Here is a 16,548-nt window from a genome sequence, read left to right as displayed (position 1 = left end):
GGCAAGATTATTAGATGCAACATATGGGTCTTAGTATTGCCTATCGTAGCAAAAGCGTGTATATATAATTGGGTAACTATTAGCTAATGCAAAAGCATATCGACATTTATTCGGTTTGTTCTTTATCTTTTGGTTCACGACGTTCTTCTTTCAATTCAAAATAAGCATCCATTATTCGTTCGCCTATTTTATTGTTTACATGTTCGCCTTTACCAGTGTGTGGTACGACAATTGCAAAAGCTACCTCTGGATGATCAAATGGTGCATATCCGATGAGAGTGAGATTCTCCGTATAATTGCCATTAATCTCATTTTCTGCTGTTCCTGTTTTTCCTGCAGGATTATACGATTTATCACCAAATTCGCGATATGCGGTTCCACCGGGCTCCTGATATACACGTCGAAAGCCCTCTTGGACACGTTTAATCTGACTTTGACTCATTTCAACCCGATTCAGTACATCTGTATTTACGCTCTTAAACAAAGAACCGAGCTGTTTTTCAGAAGGATTAGGGAGCCGAATTTCTTTCAAAAAATGATGCCGAACACGTAATCCATCATTTGCAATCGTAGAAACATATTGAGCTAATTGCATAGTGGTGTATGTATCATACTGTCCAATAGCAAAGTCCAGGAGATTACCTGCTACGGGATTAGGACCTTTATATCCTGTACCCTCATAAGGATAGTCAACTCCAGTCTGTACACCAAGTCCAAATTGAGAAAAATAATTCCGCATTTCTTGAAACGCCTCTTTTTGAAATGTAACAGGTTGATTATACTGATAATGATATTCTCCACCCATACGTAAGGCGATGTAAAACATATACACGTTAGATGATCTTTTTAAAGCATCCTGATCATTAAGCAAGCCAAGGCTTGAATCAGTATACGAACTTTTTTCTGGTGTTCCTTTAATTTTTAATGGTTTATCATAAAACGTATCTCCCGGAGCTATTACAGCCGATTGATAACCGGCTAATACTGTTGCCCCTTTCACAGCAGAACCTGGTATATGTTGATCATACAATGCTTTGTACGCAGTATTACGAAATGCATTTTGCTTGCGATCATAATGCTGTCCAGAAACGGCAAGCAACTCACCGGTTTTTGGATTTAAAACAACGGCTAGCGCGTCTTCCATATGACGATTTTCATATGGATATTTTTTAATAATTGCTTTCAATTCATCACGTACAATCTGATCAACTTTTTCCTGGAGTGCTATGTCGATCGTTAAAACTAAATCCTTCCCTTGCTGACCTTCAACCACAATATTGGAATCAACTATTTCCCCCCTTTTATTGATCGTATACTTCATCTGCTCCTTTCTTCCTCTTAGAACAGCCTCATACTGCTCTTCTAATCCGCTTTTTCCAACTCTGTCATTCGGACTATAGCCACGTGTCAAATAAAAGTCTTTTTTATCCTTTAAAATCCCTTCTTTATGAGATGTAATGGACCCTAACAATTTTTTAATCGTATCACCATAAGGATATGCTCGTTTCCAATCTGTCGTTGCATTAATTCCAGGTAACTCATGTAAATGTTCCGAAACCTTGGCAAATTCACTTGGTGTTACCCCCTCATTCTTTACAATGTGTGGTGTTAAGGTCATCGCCTTATCTAATTCTTTTTTTATAAGGATAATGTTTAACTGTTCTTCTGTTATGTCGTTAACTTCCTCTTTATTTATTCTCTTCAAAATCGTACTATATTGTTCTGATGGGTCCATGCTAGCTACTTCTTTTTCCATTAATCGTTTTTTTGCTTCATCTATATGCTTTAAATACCAGTATTCTTTTTTATCTCGTAAGGTTAGCGTATCTAATTGAGCTTGCTTATTTTTGCCATGATACATCGAAATAAAGGTTGATAATTTTTCCGCGACCTCTAATCTTTCTTGTGCTTGTACCCCTTTTGCCGGCATATAAGTGATCGCATATAGTGGTTGATTATCTACAATAACGCGATGGTAACGATCATATATTCTCCCACGTGGTACCGGCATTTTCGTCGTATCTTGAGTTGTTCGGTCTATTTCTGCTTGGAAGCTGTCTCCATTTAAAATTTGTACAACCCCAAGCCGAAAAATTAATATTGTAAATAAGAAGAATATAAGAAGAAATAAAATGCTAACTCGTAAGGTAAACGGATGTTTTCTTTTATCTCTTTTTTCCATTGTTTCAACAAACTCCCTTTAAAAATCACTCTATTAATAGGCACCTATTGAAGCGATTTAAGGATTTTCTCCATTTTGGGATAACATAGCCGTGCCTCCTCTCTGCTTGACATCTTTAATCATCATTACTAAAAGCAATTTAGGATTTTTTGTGTCCATTTTGCTGATATCCTTCCCAAACCATTTCATTGCTTTTCATTCCTGACGGACGCTTTCCGTGGGCATGGCTTGAGCCTTTTGCTCACAAAAAACGTTCGCTGTGGGGTCTCAAGACGAATGGAAATCAGTATCTCCGATATTATCTAGTTGAAGTCGCTAACTCGGTAAGAAGGCTGATTCCTGAGTATAGCGAATATTATGGGAAAAAGTATGAAGAAGTACCGAAGCATCAACACAAAAGAGCTCTTGTCTTTACTTAGCTTGCTTAGATTCTTCTTGTACAATCTCTCACCTAAGTAACTACATACAGATTACAACCGTAGTCTAATACTACAGTCGTAATCTATTTTTGTCAAATGGACAAAGATCATTAAACAAGATCCCTTGAAATATGGTTGTGACAATCATCTAGAAGGGGCGATCTACTATATAGGTTGTACGTTTACTTCTTGTAATTGCACTGTTTACATAAATTTGGTAGATTGCTTAACCAATCATGAAGTGCTACTATTTTTATATATTCATTATGTGATTCTATCTTTTAGTAATCATTGCTACGAAAGTTAAGATGGTCAAGAATTGGAGAGAATAGCATGGATTTTATCCACTTTATGATAAGTTTTATGGTGTCTTCTTTTACTGTTGTAGTTATTACGTTAATTAGAAAATTGTTTAAAAACCAACTCTCCGCCAAATGGAGATATCATTTATGGTTTTTATTGCTATTTGCGTTGACGCTTCCTTTCATACCAACTCATTACCTTCATGTTGGAAACTATTTGTCGATGGATGGTAAGCAAGCAAATCAAACACCATCATCTACAACTTTGGCTGAAGAACCTCAAGCGGAGGTAAACTGGATGCAGGACTTTTCAGTCTCTGTTAATCGAATGGATCTTACAGCCCTAAATGAAATACTAGTCGTAATTTGGATACTAGGCATGCTGCTTTTCACTGCGCTAACAATCCATTCGTGGTTAAAACTTAAAAAAATAAAGCGCGCTACGTATAGCATTGGGAATAATGAAATTCTAAGTTTGTTTGAACAATGTAAACAACGGTTAAATGTAACAAAACAAATAAATATAGGAATATCCCCGCTTGTCAAATCCCCTATGACATTTGGTCTATTTAAAACTTATATTGTATTGCCAAGCCATTTTGAAAAATGGCTATCGATGGAGGAAATTAAATACATTTTGCTACATGAACTGAATCATTATAAATATAAAGATATTGCAATAAATTACCTTGTTGTCATGTATCAAATTGTTTACTGGTTTAATCCATTCGTTTGGTTTGCTTTTAAAGAAATGAGATTAGATCGTGAAATTGCCTGCGATATTACTGTATTGAAGTTATTAGATAAGCAGAAATATAGGGTCTATGGAAATACAATTATTAATTTTGTTGATAAAAACTCCCAGAGCAGAGAGCATTTTATTTTGACAAATCAGCTAAACGGGTCAAAAAGGCAGATTAAAAGGCGTATTGAAAGTATTGCATCGTATACAACCGAATCAAAGCTGTTGAAGCTGAAAAGTCTAGCTATCTTTATGCTTGTAGGGTTATTTGTAACGAGTCAAATTCCGATCATTTCTGCTACGACAGCTGAAGATAATCATCATAAATTTAAGCATGAACGAACAATCTACGAGGATTTAAGCAACTATTTTGTGGGTTATGAAGGAAGCTTTGTATTATATAGTATACAAGATGAGACATATCGTATTTATAATGAAGAGAAAAGCACATTAAGAGTTTCTCCTAATTCTACGTATAAGATTTATAGCGCATTATTTGGACTAGAATCAAATGTCATAACAAACGAAAATTCCACGTTAAAGTGGAATGGGATGCAATATCCATATGATTCTTGGAATCAGGATCAAAATTTAACTACAGCAATGAAAAATTCTGTTTCTTGGTATTTTCAAAGATTGGATCAACATGTTTCTAAAGACAACATCCAAGCTTATCTAAAGACAATAAACTATGGTAATAAAGATATTTCTGCTGGATTATCCAACTATTGGCTGGAGTCTTCCTTGAAAGTATCTCCAATCGAACAAGTAAATGCACTGAAAGACTTTTATACAAACAAATATGGATTTAAAGATAAGAATATCCAAACGGTAAAAGATGCAATTAAATTAGAGGAAAAAGATGGTATGATACTCTCAGGAAAAACTGGCACAGGTAGTGTCAATGGCAAAAATATTAGTGGTTGGTTCATAGGATATGTCGAGACCGAAGCGGATACTTTCTTCTTTGCAACGAACATACAAAATGAAGCAAGCTCCTACGGAAGTAAGGCAGCTGAAATAACATTATCCATTTTAAGAGATAAGGATATATATTAGCTTTTAAGGTTAATGCTAATTGAAAAAGCCTAGTATACACATACTAAAAATTTTTGTACATTAAACGGGCGCATTTTAAGCAGGAGGAGATTAGTGTGACAAATAAAGTACCTAGTATATCGGAAGCAGAATGGGAAGTCATGAATGTGCTTTGGGAAAAGTCCCCACAGACAGCCAACGAAGTCATTTCATCCTTGCAGGAACAGAAGGACTGGAAGGCGAAAACAGTACGCACACTTTTGGATCGTCTTGCTCATAAAAAGGTTGTCGGAGTAAATAAAAACCAAAGAGTATACACCTTTTTTCCGCTTTACACCCAGGATGATTGTCAACATGCAGAGGCAAAGTCCTTTATTCAGCGAATTTATGGTGGAACATTAAAATCAATGCTAGTACAGTTTATCCAGGAAGATTCTTTATCAGAAGATGATATTAAGGAGTTAAGGTCCATTCTGGATGAAAAGCCTACAAAAAAGAAAAATGAATGACGTACATGAAAACTATTAAAAAATAGGTATAAGTCAAATCGTACATTTTTTAGAGTTTTTGTATAACCGTAGCTAATTTATTTATTCCACCGTTCTTAGTAAACCAAATATCATCACTGTAACATACAATGAAGTACATTAGTTTTGTAATGTTACTATAAATAGGAACCAAATACGCAGGAGAGCATGACTAGGTAAGAAGTGACAAGGAGGCTTTTAGGCAGTATGTGAAAAGCCTCCGCCTATAGTGGAAATTAAATAGTAACATTTATAGATCTTCGACATTTTATTGACTCGATAGTTAAATTCCTTTAGATTTATCATTTACAAGTTTGTATACTAAAATCTTGAATAACTACTATTCCTATGAATAGCGCTTAGGCACTACAAGCATTACATAAACGACAACTGCCATCGTAGCACAAATTGCAGCTACGCCCCATAGTGTAACTTGCCATGCTTCGGTGAACTGTTCAGAGAGAAATCCTAAGTCTGAACTAGTAATAACCCCTGCTGCTACTTGCTCTGCAAGCTCAGCTGATTTCACCCGTACCTGAAGCAATGTGACTAATACTGCACCAAACACAGCAATAACTAATGCTTCAGAACCACCTCGAATAGTATTAAGGAAACCTGCCGCCATTCCAACTTGCTCTTGGTCTACGAGGCTCATAGCCTGGCCATCGGTAATACCAAATGAAATTCCCATTCCGACTCCAATCATTAGCAAGGGACCAAATAAATCACTTGTACTTACACCTGGATGAATCACCGTTAACCAGGCATTACCAGCAGCTATTAACAAAAGGCTTAGCCCAATAAGAGCCGGAGTGGAAACGCCCCGATTTACTAACCAGCCACCAAGCTGGGGAATCACTAATACTGGTGCCGTTAGTATCAGCATAATAACACCAACCTCTTCAGCAGAGATCTGATTCACCCCTTGTAAGTAGACTGGAAGGAAGACCAGTACACCGAGAAAACCAACTGATGTTATAAGTGTACTAATACACCAAGCCATAAATCTTGTATTTTTAATCAGCTTTAAGTTAAGAACAGGATGTGTACTTCGTCGCTCAACGAAAACGAAAATTGAAAGTAATATTATTCCAACCACAAACACTGTAAGAATTACCGGGCTTCCCCACCCAATCTCTGGCCCTTGCATGATGCCAAACATTATTAGCGTGAACCCTACGATAAAAGTAAGCATCCCTGGCCAATCTACTTTGACGCTCTGAGCTCCTCGCGACTCAGATATGAACAAAGTACCAATCAGAATCAGTACGCCAATGGCTAAATAAATAAGAAAGATGGAACGCCACCCAAACTCGCCAACTAACCAACCAGACAAAAATGGACCAATGGCAATACCTACACCTGCCATCGTTCCTAACGCAGCGAATGCTCTCATACGAGCTGGACCATTGAATGTAGTGGCAAGGATTGCACCACCACTTGCCATCACTCCTGCACCACCGATGCCAGCTAGTGCACGAGCAGCGTCCATCAGAAAAATATTATTCGAGATTGCGCTAATAAGCGATCCAATGACAAAAAGAGCCGATCCAATGATAAATGTACGCCGACGGCCGAATAAATCCGCCAGCGATCCAAATACTAGCGTAAAAGCAGCAAATGTTAGATTGTAAGCTGCAACCACCCAGTGCAAAGGGGCACCGGATACGCTCAAATCAACGCCTATTTGTGGAACTGCTACTGCTGTTCCAGCAATTGACATTGCTATGACAAGCACTCCAGCAAGCACAACGATGAGCGTGACAGTAGGATATGAACGGCGCTGCCCACTAATCTCCGAAATAACTTTATCTTCCATTCTTTTCATTCAACACACTCCTTATATATATTTAATTTATGTTAAACATTGTCAGTTAGTTATTAGAAACTAACATTAAGTTTATGTAATGAGGGAAAGAAACGAAAACACTTCAATGTTAGATAGTGATAACTAACATTGAATCGTAAAAAAAATTAAGGCTTTAATCCCTTAACAATTATAGTTATCGCCTCTCGAAGATAATCCTCCTGTGGTAATGTAGAGGACGAGTCCTCCAGTAGTGTTTCAGCAACAAACTTCCCATAGTTAAATTGCATTAATGTTAACGCTTGAATTTCTGGGTCTCCATCAACTACCTTGCCCTTTTCCTGCATCACTTTTAAGTAGTCGATAACTACTTTTAGAAATTTAGCTGCATTCTTGTGGACATTCACATGAATATCGGGCATTGTTTTACGTTCCATAATGGAAATTAAGAAAATTTGTCTATTTTTTGCCAATAGTTCATGATACAACATACTTATCATTAGTAGATCCTCTTCTAAATTAAATGTGATATTTTTTTGGATCTGTTGTTCTATAGGCCCTGTGTATAGGTAGTTATCGATTATGGCTTCTAATATTGCTTTTTTTGTTCCAAAGGTTCGAAAAACAGTCATTTCACTCATACCCGCATTTGCTGCAATTTCTTTAATTGTTACGGCTTTATACCCTTTTTCAGACATTAATTGGATTGTCGCTGATAGGATTTTATCTGCGGTACTTTTAGTTTTTTCATTCAAATAACAACTACTCCTTTCATGATAGTTATTAACAACTAACATTGTTTTTTTCTTATATTAATGCATCATAAGCTATTTGTCAAGTTTTCATTATGAGTAAATAAAGTAAGCTTTCAATCAGTGAGGGTCTTACTGTCAGTTATATGCGGGATAAAACAGGGAAATGGAAATCTATTGATTAGAAAAAGGAGTGGGTCCAAATTGAATTCACTCCTTTTTTGCACTGTTCGTAGGTTATTAAAAACATGAAACGACATACTACTCTTTTGTTACTCCATTATCACCGTTAACTGAGTTACAATATGGAAAATTAAAGTTCTGTTGAAAACAAGTTAAATACCCCTTTTTCAACACCATTAAAATACTTTTCTTCTATAAATACGAATAGAAAGTATCCATGAGATAACGTAAAGCAGAACGACTGATAAGGTCACGAATAAATACAGCTGCGTATTTTCTAATGACAAGATTGTATGCACGATATTTCTAATTCGATCATTCAAATCTACGATAAATGTATTAACGATAACAAGATAAAGACAAAACAAAACAATAGACGCATTCATTAAATAACGACTTTTAAAAAGATAACAGAAAGGAAAAGCAAATGAAATAAAGATGACGACAATACTTGTAATCAAAAGTAATTGCTTCCATTGCACCATTTCGCTATGTATAATCCAATTTCCAACAGAAATAGTTAGGAGAACGAAAGTCATTAATATAATGGCACCAATATATTTCGAACTAACTATTTCATTTCGTGTATAAGGCAAAGCGTTCAACAGTAAATTTGTTGACGATTTTTCGTCCTTTGAAAAAACATCCATAATGATTACAATAGAAAATACAATACTTCCCCAGGTAATAGAAGTACCAAAAAACAAATAGATAAATAAGGCAGGTAACAGAATTAAGATTCCATTTTTCTGTAATAAAATATCTTTACGAATAAGATTTAGCATAACGTTCTTTTCCTTTCTTTGTATATAGCATAATATCTTCAAGTGTCGGCTTTTCGATAACGACCGTATCGCCAAAAATATTTTCTGTACGTTGTCTATTCGACGTCAATGCCTCAAAACCATAATTTGTCTTACGAATCCCTAGAAATTCCTGTTCTGTATCCCGATCTAATAGGTTTGTCTCACCTTTCACAATTGCATAGTTTTCTTCGATTTTGTAATACGCTTTTGTAAATTGATGCTGTCCATTATGAATAAAGGTGATATAATCCGCTATCCGATCCAAATCTGTCGTAATATGTGTTGAAAAGAATATCGTCTTTTCACCATCCTGCATCAGATTATGAAGAATATCCAGCAGCTCTCGGCGAAAGATTGGATCTAAACCAGATGTTGGTTCATCCATAATAATTAGATCAGCATGGTGTGATAATGCAAAGGTTAAAGAAGCCTTCATCATCATCCCTTTTGAAAATGTTTTTATTTTTTTCTTTAGTGGCAGCTCAAACATATCTACATACTGAACAAAAATGGAATCATCCCAATTTTTATAAGCGGGGCTAATCATTTGCTTCATGTCGGCCAATGTACTATTTTCATAAAAGATATTACCATCGAACACAAAGCCGATTCGTTGTTTTATTTCCTTTTCATGTGTTTTGTAATTCAAGCCGAAAAGGGAAACAGTTCCACTATCGGGTTGTAATAAATTCATAATCAACTTGATCGTCGTGGATTTACCAACCCCATTACCACCTATAAAACCAGTAATAAAGCCTTTCTTAACCGATATAGATAAGTCTTTTAGTTGAAATCCGTTAAACGACTTATTTACCTGATTTAGCTCAATTACACTTTCCATTATGCTTCCTCCTTAAAGAGCATCCTAAGCAGTTCTTCTAATTCTGTTAACTCTAGACCTATTTCTTTACTATTTTGAATGGCGTCCATTAATTGCTCTTCTATCACTTTCATTTTTCGTTCTCGAATTATCTCATTATTTTGCTCAGATACGAAGGAGCCTTTTCCAACTATCGAAAAGATAAAACCATTTTTTTCTAGTTCTTCGTATGCTCGTTTAGTTGTAATGACACTTATGTCTAAATCCTTAGCTAATTGACGCATGGAAGGTAAAGACTGTCCGGCTTGCAATTCATTGGTCAAAATATGCTTCTTTATTTGCGTATAAATCTGCTCATAAATAGGTCCTTTTACATTATTTGAAATTATAATTTGCATGCAAATACCTCTTTTTAGATATATTGTATATATACTTTATATACATAATACACAAAAGGTAATTGATTTACAATATTATTTAATGAGTAAATAGAAAATTTTATCTTACAGTTAACGGATACAATTGATAGTGGAACCACAATGAATGGATAGATGGAACGTGAAAAATAACTGGAAGCATATCGTAGACAAACACGTCAAACGTAAAAAGCCAAATAATGAGGCTGAAAATCAAGCGAGAACGGATTAAAGGAAAATAAAAATAAAAATTAAAAGAGTTAATTTCATAATATAGAGCCCTTGGGGCTCAAGACTTTAAAGACATAAAAATTAGAGCACCTCCCCAAATCCTGTATAATGTTAGTTACCACACAAACATAAACAGAGAGGTGAGATGCCCCTATGTCTATTATACGACAACAAAGCTTGTTTGACATACACGAATTATATGAGATGGAACCTACCCATCATTTTGAAGCTGTTTTTTCAACAATCAATTTGGATCCCATCTTGAATTTATTTGATAAACCTAATAAAGTTGGTGCCCCAAGAGAACTGAATTACGGTGCCATGATCTACTCATTAATCGCTCGTGTGGTGGAGCGAATTGTAACAATCAAAGACCTGATTAGGCGTTTAAAACGTGATCCTATTTTTCGATATGACTGTGGATTTCTTCACTCTGACCAAATTCCTTCTGAAGCTTCTTATTCAAGAATGGTTACTATCATCAGTGAATCAGATGAGATGGAACATATCCATGATGAGCTGATTTTTCTTGCCATCGATGAAGGGCATATCGGCGAAGAAAACATCGCTATTGACGCTACTCATTTCGAGGCAAGAGATCGCGCTCATACATCCGATAAGAAAGAAAGGACAACACCGAAAAAGCGCGGACGCAAACCAAAAGCTGAGCGTGAACAATGGCTCAAAGAAAAACAGGCCGAGGAAGAAGCGCGTCCGATTTATGAAAAAGAAATTGTTCATCAGCTTTCTGAATCAGTGGAAGTGTTGTTGAATGAAGCCCCCATCGAACCAAAATGGGGAGTCAAGAAAAACAGTGATGGAAAAAACATCTTCTGGTTTGGCTACAAAGGTCACTTAGCCGTTAGCACAAAAAGCCAGTACATTCTTGCGGGGATGATGACGTCCGGTAGCCTCAATGATGGAAAGGCAGCCATCCCTTTATTAAAGAAAATTAATCGCGATCTTCCGTCTTTATTTACTGCTGGCCTTTTCGATGCCGGTTACGATTATGAACCAATCTATCAACAATTAATCGATCAGGATCTACAAGCTGTCATTCCATATAACCGACGTAACGAAGGAGAGACGGTTGGTTATGACGAGTACTTCGCACCGACTTGTGTCCTAGAGCATTCCTATCGCTACGACAGCTTCGATCCAAAATACAAGACATTGAAATATACACGTCCGAAGGAATGTGCAACGTGCCCATTACAACACGACTCACTTTGTCAAAAGACTTTTAAAATCAGACAATCTACAGATATCCGAAAGTACACCAATCCCGCAAGGGGATCGAAAAAATGGGATGAACTGTACAAAGAACGTACCGCTGTCGAACGTGTTAATGCCTATTTGAAAGAATTCTTTGGACTGAATAATGTCCGTCACCGAACCGGGAAAAAATCAAGGCTTCACTTCCATTTAGTGACGCTTGTTTATAATGCCTCGAGATTAGCCGCGGATCGGATTAGACTAGAAATGAAACATAAGACGCTAAAAGCTGCATAAATAAAATTGATCTTTATTAAAAAAACTTAAAAATCATCAAGGAACAACTCTATGCATTTTTAAAAACAGCAATTATGAAATTGATTCAAAAGATAAAAAAAACGAAAACAGTTTTAATATAGATAAGAAAAACCGGGCAAAATTCGCTCAGTCCTTATCACTAAATGCTCAGATTTACGCTTTCTCTAGTAGCTATTATGGAATAATAGCTACTGCTTGCTTGACCACCACTCCGGCTGCCCACTTCCCTTTCCGTGGGGTTTGTCCTTCAGCTAACTTTTTTAGCAAAACCCGCTCAAAAAAGTGGATCTTCAGGTCAAACATTTCCCACAGGAGTTGAAGTGGCCGGCCTTCGCTATTATCAGGCTCTACAACGCTAGCATGAAGTAACACAGCTGCTTTTATACTCACGGATAGCGATTTTCACTTTACCCATTGTAAAAAAAGTCAACCTATTACTTATGACAAGAATTGTTGCACCTTCTCATAGCGGAGACTAATTACGTAGACTCCTGCGGGAATTGCGCGAGCCGAAAATCCACTTTGCAACGTGTTCTTCTTTGCAAAGTTAGTTGAGGCCGTGCCCGCGGAAAGCGAAGTAATTAGTCGGAGCATTGCCAATATACATCAAACATTTCAAAATAACTACTTCGCTTAACGCAGTCATTGCACTGATTTTATACTTTCTTAACTTAAAAAAAAGAACCGAGAAAGCGTACCTTTGGTACGTTCTCGATCCTAATTGATATCACAGAAACATATATATACGCTATCTTCTTGCCCTTCGTTGTAAAGCTAAGTCACAAATTGTAAAAAACAATTACAGGGAAACCTTATTGTTAAAGACAAATAAAGTTGGAAACCAAAATTACCGTTATTATTGATTTGACTCAATTTCATAATTACTTTTTTAATAAAATCAAAGAGCTGCAGAATTCTCAAAAATATTTTTTAAAATTAATCTAAGCAGCTATATTTTGATGAAGCATTGAATTAATACGATCACTGGCTAGTTTTGATGCATTATAAATAAGCGTTACGATGTCAAAATGAACCTTCGCTCGTTTTCCAGTACGGTAACGGATATTGTCTAGTTGATAATATTCCTTGAGATAAGCATTCACACGTTCTACAGCAGTACGCCGTTTAAAAATGGATTTCCATGCTTTTGACCCTCGTGCAGGTGCTGTATATCTTCGAAGGTTGGTAGTTATTTTCACCTTGTAAATCTTTTGACATAGACCTTCGGTTGCTAGCGGACAATCCTTACATTCCTTTGGTCGTGTGTATTTCAAGGTTTCATATTTGGTATCAAAGCTATCATAACGATAAGAATGTTCTCGAAAACAGGTAGGTGCAAAGTGTTTATCGAATCCAATGGGATCAGATTCATTTCGCTTATTGTAAGCTATTACTGATTGTTGCCCCATACGGTTTACTTGGACATAAATAGGATCATAATCATAACCAGCATCCATTGTTTGATAACGTAAAGATGAAAGAGATAGACGTTCATGAATGCCCTTCAATAAAGGAATGGCTGCTTTTCCATCATTTAAACTGCCTGAAGAAAACAAAGACTGCAAAATGTATTGACTTGATGTGCCAACTGCTAGATGTCCTTTATAGCCATACCAGAACACATTTTTACCTTCACTGTTTTTCTTTATGCCCCATTTCGGATCTTGAGGAACTTCGTTCCTCAGTTCTGTTAGTGGTACAGGTAACTGAGCTTCAATCTTTTTTTCGTAAAGTGGAAGGCTTGCTTCCTTTTTAGCTTGTTCTTCCAACCATTGTTCTCGTTCTGCCTTTGATTTACGACCACGTTTTTTCGGTTCTGTCTTTGTTTTTTCTTCTTTAGCTGGAGCTTGATCACGTGCTTCAAAATGAGTTGCATCGATTGCAACGGTATCATCGATAATGAAACCTTCTGCAATCGCTTGAAATAAAACTGTCTCTTGTGCTAATTCAAGTGTATTAGAATCACTGAGTTTAGTGATCAATCGAGAATAAGCAGCCTCCGAAGGAGTCTCATCAGATACAAGAAATCCGCAGTTCCATTTGAACAGTGGGTCGTCTTTCAGACGTTTAATCAAGTCTTTAATTGTTGGAATACGTTCAATTATACGAACGCATAATGAGATAATCATTGCGGCATAGTTGAGCTTGACCGGTGCTCCAAGCCTTGATTTCTTGTTCACTTGATATAAGATTGCGTCCACATCTATTTCTGAAATGATTGCTTCATAACGTTGGGTAGGTTCCATTTCCAATAAGTCATAGATGTCAAATAAGCTCTCTTGTCGTATAATAGACATAGGGAGTCCCTCCAGTCTTTTGGTTAGTTTGGTCACTTACCATTATACTAGACTTGGGGAGGTACTCCATTTTTTATGTCTTAAACCCATTGAGCCGCAAAGGCTCATAATTATGAAATTCACTAATTTGAGTAGTAATTTAGAATTATGTATGAAAAAATAAAGTTGGAAATTGGAATTGAGGTACCCAATTATGGTTTGACAAAAAAAGTTAGAAATTTATATTTTGGATTATGAATCACAGAATATCATATAAACAGCACACAACTAACATTTTCTTTGGAGTAATATTGATAATATAGAAAAGTTCATTAAAAAAACGAAAGAGCCCTGAAATAATAACAACCAAATCCAGGACTCTTTCGCTCTTGAATACATCAGGAAACTCATCAAAGATATGACGAATCCACTCACAACTGTATTATACATCGCAAAATCATAGTTTATACAATCTTTATGTTTCTTTTCATAGTTAATATCATGAGCTAAGTGAACTAATTATTTTACAAGCGACCCTTATTAACCTTTTCAGCAAGTATTCTCAGCATGTCTTGCTTCTTCTTCTCTTCCCTTTGATTTTCATAATAATAAGCCATTTGCTTTTGCTCTTTATGAACCAATTTTCTTATTCGTATCTTTTCATCTTGATTATAAGCAAACTCTTCAACAATGTCATACCAATTTTTTACAGCAAGTTCTGGAAATGCTAATTTACCTTTTCCTCCAACCTGAAATGTGTTGTCGTTAGACTTCATAAAGGGCATCTCAAAATGATCAGCATACAAAGCAGATACAAATTCTCCTTTATTACGTTCTTTCGGATTATTTTTTAAACCATTTGTAAAATGTAAATCTCTTAGTGTCTGCTCTAAAAAGTCGCGATCTTCTTTATCTATATGTATTTCATGCTGAATAACTAGAACAACACCGGATTCTTTACATTGCCTAAAATAAACCGCAATGTCTTTATATTTATCATTGTTTTGCTCCCATGCTAATATTTCTTGTTCAACTACGTCAGCAAATACTAGTTTTTCGTGTCGTTGCAATATTCGCTCCAAAAAATCACTCAAATATAGATACACCCACATATCTGTATCACAAATAGGATATTTAGAAAAATCAGGATTCATATTTTTGTCTCATACTTTCTAATAATTCTAATATAGACTGTGCCTTATCTGCTGTTATTCGGTCATTTTCTAAATTACTATATAGGAGTTCATAAAATCGTTGGGATACAGAAAATTTGTTTGTTGGAAGGACTAAAGCCTCGTCACCACCAACAGCATGGATTTTATTAAGTAGCTTTTGAGCATTTTTAATTAAACCTAGATTGTATCTGTTTGATAATTCTTTTTGATAGGAGGGATATAACTTTATTAATCTAGTAATAAGAGCACTAAAACTAACACGAAAATAATTTTGCATAATAATCAAATCATTATACGAGACATACTTTAAATGGGACAAGCCTTTTTGACGAATATACTTTCGAATTAAGTCTTCTGGCATAAGGATGCAGCTTGCAAAATATTCAGCTCTTTGTTCCATCTCACTATGTTGAATTTCATCAAAAAGACTGATTCCTCCTATATCACCTGTATAAGCATGGTAAACCTCATGCCATGCAGAATAGTATTGTCTTCCTAAGGAATGAGAACTATTTACAAAAATACAGTTGTATTCACCTTTTTTAATATAGAAGCCGGACAAATTATTGTGGGCTGGGAACCTAACAATAAAATATCCCAACTGCTCTAATGTGTCGAAAGTGTCCTCAATAGGTCCATCTTTATTGAGGAAACGATTTCTAAACTCTTCAGCAATTGGGACAACTGTTTGATATAACTCCTTTTTTTTCTTAGGAGATAATTTATTTTTACGTGACAAAAAACCACCTCAGATTACTTTGTTGCAAATTTTTCCTGCATTACCATTTCATCAAAAACAATATTAGCGAATTCAATAGCCTCTTGTATTTCTGGATGGTTCTCATCACTAGTTCGAAAACTTAGAGAAGACATGTCATCCACTTCTATAGCTAGCATTTCATCTTTGCTCATATTCAAAAATTCACCAATTAGTTTATAAATTTTTACATTAAATGCTCTTGAAGCATTTTCGATACTTCTCCAAAATGATTCTTCAACACCGTATTTATTTGATATTTCTTTTAGCGAAAGGCCAAGCTCATTTCTTCTCTCTTGAACCAATTTAGCCAATTCAAAGCGTGTGTATTTAGGTCGTTCAGAAGGGTTTAATTGGACTTTATCCCATATATTAGGCATAATATCCCTCCATTTCATTAACTATTTTAAGTATATTAAATTTAACACTTTTTGTAAACGACGAAAGCCTAAGTTTTAAATCAAAAGATAATCAATTAATATTTTAACCTAATAAGTCAGTATTTATCCAGGAGTAATAATTGCTACCTTCCATAAGGGTGCTCTTTGTGAAGATGGCAACAAAAATCCTGGATAAACCCAT

The 16,548-nt window shown here is 35.7% G+C and carries 15 protein-coding genes and 1 pseudogene; 4 read left to right on the top strand and 12 right to left on the bottom strand.

The window, feature by feature from the left end:
* Nucleotides 1-106: 106 nt before the first annotated feature.
* Together D9782_RS06545 and D9782_RS23765 are read right to left on the bottom strand one after the other, a co-directional pair.
* On the bottom strand, nt 107-2,182 hold the full coding sequence (locus D9782_RS06545) for a peptidoglycan D,D-transpeptidase FtsI family protein (RefSeq protein WP_121604351.1): 2,076 nt from the start codon (nt 2,180-2,182) through the stop codon (nt 107-109).
* A 57-nt stretch (nt 2,183-2,239) separates the two neighbouring features.
* Nucleotides 2,240-2,371, bottom strand: coding sequence for a hypothetical protein (locus tag D9782_RS23765; protein WP_255637589.1), 132 nt, complete (start codon nt 2,369-2,371; stop codon nt 2,240-2,242).
* A gap of 77 nt (nt 2,372-2,448) precedes the next feature.
* On the opposite strand from D9782_RS23765, the pseudogene D9782_RS06540 reads away from it, so the two are divergent.
* The 3 genes and pseudogenes from D9782_RS06540 to blaI all read left to right on the top strand — a co-directional run.
* A pseudogene (locus tag D9782_RS06540) lies at nt 2,449-2,598 on the top strand (IS110 family transposase); the annotation flags it as partial.
* Nucleotides 2,599-2,934: 336 nt separating this feature from the next.
* Entirely contained in the window at nt 2,935-4,704 is a 1,770-nt protein-coding gene (locus tag D9782_RS06535; RefSeq protein ID WP_121604350.1) for a BlaR1 family beta-lactam sensor/signal transducer, read from the top strand.
* Between the two features lie 95 nt (nt 4,705-4,799).
* On the top strand, nt 4,800-5,192 hold the full coding sequence (gene blaI / locus D9782_RS06530; RefSeq protein ID WP_026682098.1) for a penicillinase repressor BlaI: 393 nt from the start codon (nt 4,800-4,802) through the stop codon (nt 5,190-5,192).
* 364 nt (nt 5,193-5,556) lie between these two features.
* On the opposite strand, the gene D9782_RS06525 is transcribed toward blaI, so the two are convergent.
* The 5 genes from D9782_RS06525 to D9782_RS06505 form a co-directional block, all read right to left on the bottom strand.
* Nucleotides 5,557-7,038 (bottom strand): MFS transporter, encoded by a 1,482-nt coding sequence (locus D9782_RS06525; protein ID WP_205601751.1) that lies wholly within the window; start codon nt 7,036-7,038, stop codon nt 5,557-5,559.
* 146 nt (nt 7,039-7,184) lie between these two features.
* The gene (locus D9782_RS06520) at nt 7,185-7,772 is read right to left on the bottom strand and encodes a TetR/AcrR family transcriptional regulator (protein WP_026682097.1); all 588 of its coding nucleotides are present in this window, start codon (nt 7,770-7,772) and stop codon (nt 7,185-7,187) included.
* Nucleotides 7,773-8,128: 356 nt separating this feature from the next.
* Nucleotides 8,129-8,737 (bottom strand): ABC-2 transporter permease, encoded by a 609-nt coding sequence (locus D9782_RS06515; RefSeq protein WP_121604348.1) that lies wholly within the window; start codon nt 8,735-8,737, stop codon nt 8,129-8,131.
* Nucleotides 8,718-9,599: an ABC transporter ATP-binding protein gene (locus D9782_RS06510; protein ID WP_026682095.1), complete on the bottom strand. Its 882-nt coding sequence runs from the start codon at nt 9,597-9,599 to the stop codon at nt 8,718-8,720. Before D9782_RS06510 ends, D9782_RS06515 begins: the two co-directional genes overlap by 20 nt.
* Nucleotides 9,599-9,976 carry a GntR family transcriptional regulator gene (locus D9782_RS06505; protein ID WP_121604347.1) on the bottom strand — a complete coding sequence of 126 codons (378 nt, stop codon included), beginning with the start codon at nt 9,974-9,976 and terminating at the stop codon, nt 9,599-9,601. The genes D9782_RS06510 and D9782_RS06505 overlap by 1 nt, the downstream gene beginning before the upstream one ends.
* A gap of 402 nt (nt 9,977-10,378) precedes the next feature.
* Here D9782_RS06505 and D9782_RS06500 point away from each other — a divergent pair, with 402 nt between their 5' ends.
* Entirely contained in the window at nt 10,379-11,737 is a 1,359-nt protein-coding gene (locus D9782_RS06500; protein ID WP_121604346.1) for a transposase, read from the top strand.
* Between the two features lie 195 nt (nt 11,738-11,932).
* Here the strand turns inward: D9782_RS06500 and D9782_RS06495 are convergent, their stop codons facing one another.
* The 5 genes from D9782_RS06495 to D9782_RS06475 form a co-directional block, all read right to left on the bottom strand.
* Complete coding sequence (locus tag D9782_RS06495; protein WP_121603973.1) at nt 11,933-12,148, bottom strand: hypothetical protein; 216 nt, start codon at nt 12,146-12,148, stop codon at nt 11,933-11,935.
* 551 nt (nt 12,149-12,699) lie between these two features.
* Nucleotides 12,700-14,055 (bottom strand): IS1182 family transposase, encoded by a 1,356-nt coding sequence (locus D9782_RS06490; RefSeq protein WP_121604341.1) that lies wholly within the window; start codon nt 14,053-14,055, stop codon nt 12,700-12,702.
* A 503-nt stretch (nt 14,056-14,558) separates the two neighbouring features.
* Nucleotides 14,559-15,128: a hypothetical protein gene (locus tag D9782_RS06485; protein WP_240455816.1), complete on the bottom strand. Its 570-nt coding sequence runs from the start codon at nt 15,126-15,128 to the stop codon at nt 14,559-14,561.
* A 49-nt stretch (nt 15,129-15,177) separates the two neighbouring features.
* Entirely contained in the window at nt 15,178-15,948 is a 771-nt protein-coding gene (locus D9782_RS06480; protein ID WP_026679824.1) for an ImmA/IrrE family metallo-endopeptidase, read from the bottom strand.
* Nucleotides 15,949-15,962: 14 nt separating this feature from the next.
* Nucleotides 15,963-16,346 carry a helix-turn-helix domain-containing protein gene (locus D9782_RS06475; RefSeq protein WP_026679823.1) on the bottom strand — a complete coding sequence of 128 codons (384 nt, stop codon included), beginning with the start codon at nt 16,344-16,346 and terminating at the stop codon, nt 15,963-15,965.
* Nucleotides 16,347-16,548 lie beyond the last annotated feature (202 nt).

The sequence above is a fragment of the Virgibacillus sp. Bac332 genome (assembly GCF_003667785.1).
Classification (GTDB): Bacteria; Bacillota; Bacilli; order Bacillales; family Amphibacillaceae; genus Virgibacillus; species Virgibacillus salarius.
The sequence above is the reverse complement of the archived record's forward strand: the minus strand, read 5'-3'. Positions and strand labels throughout refer to the sequence as shown.